Annotated in this window: 6 protein-coding genes and 1 pseudogene; 3 read left to right on the top strand and 4 right to left on the bottom strand. The window is 69.5% G+C overall.

The features are described 5' to 3' along the window. From VFO68_RS33920 to VFO68_RS33910, 3 genes and pseudogenes are all read right to left on the bottom strand, one after another. Positions 1 to 263 (bottom strand): annotated as a pseudogene (locus VFO68_RS33920) (N-acetyltransferase); the annotation flags it as partial. After that, positions 256 to 684: an OsmC family protein gene (locus VFO68_RS33915; protein WP_325162531.1), complete on the bottom strand. Its 429-nt coding sequence runs from the start codon at positions 682 to 684 to the stop codon at positions 256 to 258. The gene VFO68_RS33915 and the pseudogene VFO68_RS33920, both read right to left, overlap by 8 nt. A 12-nt stretch (positions 685 to 696) precedes the next feature. After that, the gene (locus VFO68_RS33910) at positions 697 to 1332 is read right to left on the bottom strand and encodes a uridine kinase (protein WP_325162530.1); all 636 of its coding nucleotides are present in this window, start codon (positions 1330 to 1332) and stop codon (positions 697 to 699) included. A gap of 88 nt (positions 1333 to 1420) precedes the next feature. Between VFO68_RS33910 and dnaE the strand changes: the two genes are divergently transcribed. Together dnaE and VFO68_RS33900 are read left to right on the top strand one after the other, a co-directional pair. Beyond that, on the top strand, positions 1421 to 4993 hold the full coding sequence (gene dnaE, locus VFO68_RS33905) for a DNA polymerase III subunit alpha (protein ID WP_325162529.1): 3573 nt from the start codon (positions 1421 to 1423) through the stop codon (positions 4991 to 4993). Positions 4994 to 5452: 459 nt separating this feature from the next. Continuing rightward, a complete protein-coding gene (locus VFO68_RS33900; protein WP_325162528.1) occupies positions 5453 to 6736 on the top strand; it encodes an adenosylmethionine--8-amino-7-oxononanoate transaminase in 1284 nt (427 codons plus the stop codon). Here the strand turns inward: VFO68_RS33900 and VFO68_RS33895 are convergent. After that, complete coding sequence (locus VFO68_RS33895; RefSeq protein WP_325162527.1) at positions 6733 to 6966, bottom strand: glutaredoxin family protein; 234 nt, start codon at positions 6964 to 6966, stop codon at positions 6733 to 6735. The two genes, VFO68_RS33900 and VFO68_RS33895, sit on opposite strands and share 4 nt — an antisense overlap. Positions 6967 to 7063: 97 nt before the next feature. Between VFO68_RS33895 and VFO68_RS33890 the strand changes: the two genes are divergently transcribed. Next, on the top strand, positions 7064 to 7183 hold a 120-nt coding region (locus VFO68_RS33890), incomplete at its 3' end, for an AAA family ATPase (protein ID WP_325162532.1).

Raw genomic sequence — 7183 nt, 5'->3', positions numbered from 1 at the left:
AACTCCCAGCACTCGTACGGCGAGTCCGGGTGCACCGGGCGCCAGGTGATGAACCCGATCCGGTCCCCGTCGGGGCTTTCCGCGATCAGGGTCCAGCGCTCGCCGCCGAGCAGCCGGTTCTCCTCCCAGCGGCGCCGCCAGAACCGGGGGTCGTGGAAGCCGTCCCAGCTGAACTCCCCGATCGCCACCGGATCGGAGACCATCTGCTCGAGGTGCTCCAGGTCCTCCTCGATCACCGGACGCAGCCGAAACAGCTCACTCATCGAGCGCGGCGTCGAGGGTGATCTTGGTGCCGGCCAGCGCCTTGGAGACCGGGCAGTTCTGCTTGGCGCTCTCCGCCACGGGGGCGAAGCCCGCGGCGTCCAGGCCCGGGACGGTGGCCCGCACCGTCAGGTGAATGCCGGTGATCCCCGCACCCGGCTGGAACGTCACGTCGGCCCGGGTGTCGACCGACTGCGGCGGGGTGCCGGCCCCGGCAAGCTGGTGCGAGAGTGCCATCGAGTAGCACGTGGCGTGCGCGGCGGCGATCAGCTCCTCCGGGCTGGTCTTGCCGGCCGGCTCCTCCGCCCGCGACGGCCAGCTGACCTGATAGGTGCCCAGCCCGGACGAGTCGAGCGACACGGTGCCGGAGCCCTCCAGCAGCGAGCCGTTCCAGTGCGCGTTCGCTGTACGTGTTGTCGCCATAGGGAGATCACATCAGACCGGACTGTCGTCCAGCAGCGCGGGGTGAGCGGGATCATCCATCCGGAGGCCGGTGTCGGCGGTGTGCAGCGGGCGCACCTGCGCGTCGTACCGGGCGAACGCGGGCAGCGCCCAGGCGTCCTCCGCCGGGGTCCTGCGGGCCAGCGCGGGCGCGGACAGCCACAGGTGCACGGTGTGCTCGAAGGCCAGGCCCCGGCCCAGCAGCAGCTCACCGTCCAGCACCAGGACCCCGCCCGGCGGCAGGGACCGGTACGGCGCGCGGGTCGCCCGGTCGGTTTCGGGATTCCACAACGACGGCAGCACCCGGCCGGACCCGCCAGGGGCCAGCGGGTCGAGCACCTCGCGGGCCAGGCCGCCGGCGTCGAGCCAGTCGTCGTAGCGGGCGTCCGGATTCCACTTGCCGCGCTCGAACCGCAACGACGCCGGGCGCAGGAACCCGCCTGCGGAGACGCGCAGCACCGGCCGGCCGCGCAGCCGCAGCGCCTCGCCCAGCGCGTCGGCCAGGCGAGCCGGCTCGGCCACCGGCGCGCCGTCCACGGCCAGCCGTACCCAGGCCCGCGGTGCACGCGCGGCGATCATCTCGGCCAGTTCGGTGACCACCAGACCGGCGGACACGGGTCGGAACCGCACCGGCCGATTCTGTCAGTGCCAGGGTGTAGATAAATCAGGGTGAGTCGGTGTCCCAACCCCAGGGTGTTCGAAGCTAAGTTGGTGCCTCGTGGCGGCTGACTCCTTCGTTCATCTTCATGTGCACACCGAGTACTCGATGCTCGACGGGGCCGCCAAGGTCGAGCCGCTGCTGGCGGAGGCCAAGCGGCTGGAGATGCCCGCGGTGGCCATGACCGACCACGGCAACCTGTACGGGGCCGACGAGTTCTACCAGACCGCCCGGCGGATCGGGATCAAGCCGATCATCGGCATCGAGGCCTACCTGGCGCCGGTCAGCCGGTTCCACAAGAAGCCGGTGTTCTGGGGCGACGCCCGGCAGCGGGGCAGCGACGAGCTGGGCGAGGGCGGCGACGTCTCCGGCGCCGGGGCGTACACCCACATGACCATGTGGGCGGCCGACGCCGCCGGGCTGCGCAACCTGTTCACGCTCTCCTCGCTGGCGAGCATGCAGGGCTACTACCGCAAGCCGCGGATGGACCGGGAGCTGCTGGCCGAACACGCCGGCGGGATCATCGCCACGACCGGGTGCCCCTCGGGTGAGGTACAGACCCGGCTGCGGCTGGGCCAGACCGCCGAGGCCCTGCAGGCCGCGTCCGACTACCGGGACATCTTCGGGCCGGAGAACTTCTTCCTCGAGCTGATGGACCACGGGCTGCCGATCGAGCGCTCGGTCCGGGACGGGCTGCTCGAGGTCGGCCGCACGCTCGGGCTGCGCCCGTTGGCCACCAACGACTCCCACTACGTCACCAAGGACCAGGCGACCGACCACGCCGCGCTGCTCTGCGTGCAGTCCGGCAAGACCATCACCGACCCGAACCGGTTCAAGTTCGACGGCGACGGCTACTACCTGAAGTCCGCGGGCGAGATGCGCGAGTACTGGGACCGGCAGGTGCCCGGCGCCGCCGACACCACGCTGCTGGTCGCCGAGCGGATCGAGTCCTACGAAGAGGTCTACTCGCACGTCGACCGGATGCCGATGTTCGCCGTGCCCGAGGGCGAGACGCAGGCGACCTGGCTGCACAAGGAGGTCATGGCGGGGCTGCGCCGGCGGTTCCCCGGCGGCATCCCGGACGGCTACGTCGAGCGGGCCGAGTTCGAGCTGAACGTGATCAACCAGAAGGGCTACCCGGCGTACTTCCTGGTCGTGGCCGACCTGGTCAACCACGCCAAGGAGGTGGGCATCCGGGTCGGGCCGGGCCGGGGCTCGGCGGCCGGCTCGCTGGTCGCCTACGCGCTGGGCATCACCAACCTCGACCCGATCCCGCACGGCCTGCTGTTCGAGCGGTTCCTCAACCCCGAGCGGCCGTCCATGCCCGACGTCGACATCGACTTCGACGACCGGCGGCGCGGCGAGATGGTGCGCTACGCCACCGAGAAGTACGGCGTGGACAAGGTCGCGCAGGTGATCACGTTCGGCACGATCAAGACCAAGGCGGCGATCAAGGACGCCGCCCGGGTGCTGCATGGCCAGCCCGGGTTCGCCATCGCCGACCGGATCTCCAAGGCGCTGCCGCCGCCGGTCATGGCCAAGGACATCCCGCTGTCCGGCATCGTCGACCCGACCCATGAGCGGTACGGCGAGGCCAGCGAGGTGCGCACCCTGATCGAGACCGACCAGGAGGTCGGGAAGATCTTCGAGACCGCGCGCGGCCTGGAGGGGCTGATCCGCAACGCCGGCGTGCACGCCTGCGCGGTGATCATGTCCTCGGAACCGCTGATGCAGTCGATCCCGTTGTGGCAGCGGGACGACGGGTCGGTCATCACCGGCTGGGACTATCCGTCCTGCGAGGCCATCGGCCTGCTGAAGATGGACTTCCTCGGGCTGCGCAACCTGACCGTGATCGGCGACGCGATCGACAACATCCGGTCCAACCGGGGCGTCGACATCGACCTGGACACCCTGGCGCTGGACGACCCGGGCACCTACAAGCTGCTCGGCCGGGGCGACACCCTCGGAGTGTTCCAGTTGGACGGTGGCGCCATGCGGGACCTGCTGCGCCGCATGCAGCCCACCGGGTTCGACGACATCGTGGCCGTGCTGGCGCTGTACCGGCCGGGTCCGATGGGCATGAACGCGCACAACGACTACGCCGACCGGAAGAACAACCGGCAGAAGATCACGCCGATCCATCCGGAGCTGGAAGAGCCGCTGCGCGAGATCCTGGCCGAGACGTACGGCCTGATCGTGTACCAGGAACAGATCATGCGCATCGCGCAGAAGGTGGCCGGATACTCCATGGGCCGCGCGGACGTGCTGCGCAAGGCCATGGGCAAGAAGAAGAAGGAGGTCCTCGAGAAGGAGTACGAGGGCTTCGACGAGGGCATGCGCGCCAACGGGTTCTCCAAGCCCGCGGTGAAAGCCTTGTGGGACACCATTCTTCCGTTCGCCGGGTACGCGTTCAACAAGTCGCACGCCGCCGGCTACGGGCTGGTGTCGTACTGGACGGCGTACCTGAAGGCGAACTACCCGTCGGAGTACATGGCGGCGCTGCTGACCTCGGTGGCGGACAACAAGGACAAGTCGGCGGTGTACCTGTCCGAGTGCCGCCGGTCCGGGATCAAGGTGCTGCCGCCGGACATCAACGAGTCCGGGCTGCGGTTCGCCGCCGTGGGCACCGACATCCGGTTCGGGCTCGGCGCGATCCGCAACGTGGGCGCCAACGTGGTCGACTCGGTCATCGAGACCCGGACCGCCAAGGGCGCCTACGTCTCGTTCACCGACTTCCTGGACAAGTCGGAACTGGTCTGCTGCAACAAGCGGGTGATCGAGTCGCTGGTCAAGGCCGGCGCGTTCGACTCGCTCGGGCACACCCGGCTGTCCCTGGTGCAGGTGCACGAGGAGGCGGTGGACGCGGTCGTCGGGCTCAAGCGCCAGGAGGCGATGGGCCAGTTCGACCTGTTCGGCGACTTCGGCGACGGCGGCGGCGAACCCCCGGTGGACGCCTCCCCACTGGCCCACCTCAAGATCGGCGCCGAGGAGTGGCCGCGCAAGCAGTTGCTCGGCTACGAACGGGAGATGCTCGGGCTCTATGTTTCTGCCCACCCGCTCGACGGCGCCGAACGCCTGCTGCGCAAGCACGCCCCCAAGCCGATCGCCGAGATCCTCGCCGACCCGCCGAAGGAGGGCGAACTCGTGCTGTCCGGCATGATCTCCGCGCTGGAGCGGCGGGTGAACAAGCAGGGCGAGCCGTGGGCCATCTGCACCATCGAGGACCTGGACGCCTCGATCGAGGTATTGTTCTTCCCCAAGTCATACTCGGTCCTGTCAGTCGACCTGGTCGAGGACGCCGCCGTCGCCGTGAAGGGCCGGGTCAACTGGCGCGAGGACAAGATGTCGGTGTTCGGCTCGGGCCTGATCCCGTTGGACATCAGCGACATCGAGCACACCCCCGGCGCGCCCGCGCCGTTCGTGTTGCTGTGCAACCCGAACAAGCTCAACGACGATGTGGTGGGGGAGCTCAAACACACCCTGTCCGCGCACCGCGGCGACACCCCGGTGCACCTCAAGTTCGCCCACAAGGACAACGGTGTGACCCTCGCCCTGGACGACTACCCCATCCAGGTCACCCCCGCCTTCCTCGGCGAGATCAAAGCAATCCCCGGCATCACCATGGGCGCCTAACCCGACGCCTCGCCGGCCGGAACCGGCACCTCGCCGGCCCGGAAGTGGCGACTCGCCGGCCTACGTCCCGGATGATCGGCGAGTCGCCCGCCCCAGCACGCGAGTCCCCACCTCGGCAACCGATTCCCCGCCTCCACCCAAAGAGCCGGGCGCCTGCGGCGCCCGGCGCCGCAAGCGCCGGGTCCCGCCGCTGGCGTGGAACTCGCCGGGCTGGAAGTGGGAACTCGCCGGGCTGGAAGTGGGAACTCGCCGGGCTGAAAATGGGGACTCGCCGGGCGTGAAGGGGGGACTCGCGGGGGTGGGGCCTGGGTGATCGGCGAGTCGCTGGCTCGGGCACGCGAGGTTCCAAACCGGCAGCCGGTTCGCAGTCTCCGCCGAGTGCCGGGCGCCTGCGGCGCCCGGCGCCGACGGCGCGGGGATGGGAGGGGGGACTTGTGGGGGTGTAGTTAGCCTCTGGGCGTGGATGTGGCGGAGTTGGTGGCGCTGGACCGGGCGCATGTGTGGCATCCGTACGGGCCGATGCCTGGGACGGCGGAGCCGCTGGTGGTCGAGTCGGCGCGCGGGGTGCGGTTGCGGCTGGCCGACGGGCGGGAGCTTATCGACGGGATGTCGTCGTGGTGGGCGGCCATCCATGGGTACCGCAACCCGGTGCTGGACAAGGCGATGATCGACCAGGCCGGGCGTATGAGCCACGTCATGTTCGGCGGCCTCACCCACGAGCCCGCGGTGCGGCTGGCCACCCAACTGGTGCGGATCGCGCCGGAGGAGCTGCGGCACGTGTTCCTGTGCGACTCCGGCTCGGTCTCGGTCGAGGTCGCGATCAAGATGTGCCTGCAGTACTGGCGGTCCACCGGGCGACCGGAGAAACGGCGGCTGCTCACCTGGCGGGGCGGTTACCACGGTGACACCTTCCACCCGATGAGCGTGTGCGACCCGGACGGCGGGATGCACAGCCTCTGGCGTGGAGTGTTGCCCGACCAGGTGTTCGCCCGCATGCCGCCGCCCGGTTTCGACGCCGCGATCGACCACGACTACATCGACCACCTCCGGGAACTGATCGAGACCAACGCCGGCGAGCTTGCCGCGGTGATCGTCGAGCCGGTCGTGCAGGGCGCCGGCGGGATGCGCTTCCACCACCCGCTCTACCTGCGCGTGCTCCGCGAGCTCACCCAGGCCCACGACGTGCTGCTGATCTTCGACGAGATCGCCACCGGCTTCGGCCGCAGCGGCGCGCTGTTCGCGTCCGACCACGCCGGGGTCAGCCCCGACGTCATGTGCATCGGCAAGGCGATGACCGGCGGCTACCTGTCGATGGCGGCCGCGCTGTGCACCCGCCGGGTCGCGGCCGGCATCTCCGCCGGCAGCGTGCCGGTCCTCGCGCACGGACCGACCTTCATGGCCAACCCGTTGGCCGCGGCCGTGTCCGCCGCCTCGATCGACCTGCTCCTGGAGTCGGACTGGCGCGGCACCGTCAAGCGCATCGAGTCGGAACTCGCCGATGGCCTGGCCCCGGCGGCCGACCTGCCCGGCGTCCGCGACGTCCGCGTTCTGGGCGCCATCGGCGTCGTGCAACTGGATCACCCGGTGGATCTGGAGCGTGCCACCCGGGCGGCGGTCGAGGCCGGAGTGTGGCTGCGCCCGTTCCGGGACCTCATTTATGTCATGCCGCCATATATCTGTGAAACTGGTGAAGTCCAGGCGATTGCCGGGGCTGTTGTGGCGGCCGCCGCGGCGAGCGGCTAAATGGTATTTGGCAATAACGCATCGGCAAGTTCCGCATCGGTCGGCTCGATCAGCACCGAGCCGTCCGGAAGAACGACAACAGGAATGTTGGTTCGCCCTTTGGCCAGTTCAATGGCCCTGTCCCGGGCTCCGGCGTCGTGTTCCACGTCCACGTCTTCGAATGGCACCTCGTTGTCCCGCAGCCATGCCTTTGCCTGCCGGCAGTCGCCGCACCACTCGGCCCCGAACACAACGACGTTATTGCTCCCACCTCGATGCACGGGTGGAAATATACCCATACCGGGGGGGCTGTGGTTGCTGCAAACGGAGGGACTAACCTAACCGTCCGTGAGTGTGCTCGTGCTCAGCGGTACCGATACCGAGGTCGGTAAAACGGTCGTCGCCGCCGCCGTGGCGGCGCTCGCACTGTCGGCGCGCCGCAAGGTCGCGATCCTCAAACCGGTGCAG

It is taken from the genome of Actinophytocola sp. (assembly GCF_035712165.1).
Classification (GTDB): Bacteria; Actinomycetota; Actinomycetes; order Mycobacteriales; family Pseudonocardiaceae; genus DASYTH01.
Note: the sequence above shows the minus strand (reverse complement) of the source record. Positions and strands in the feature narration are given on the sequence as shown.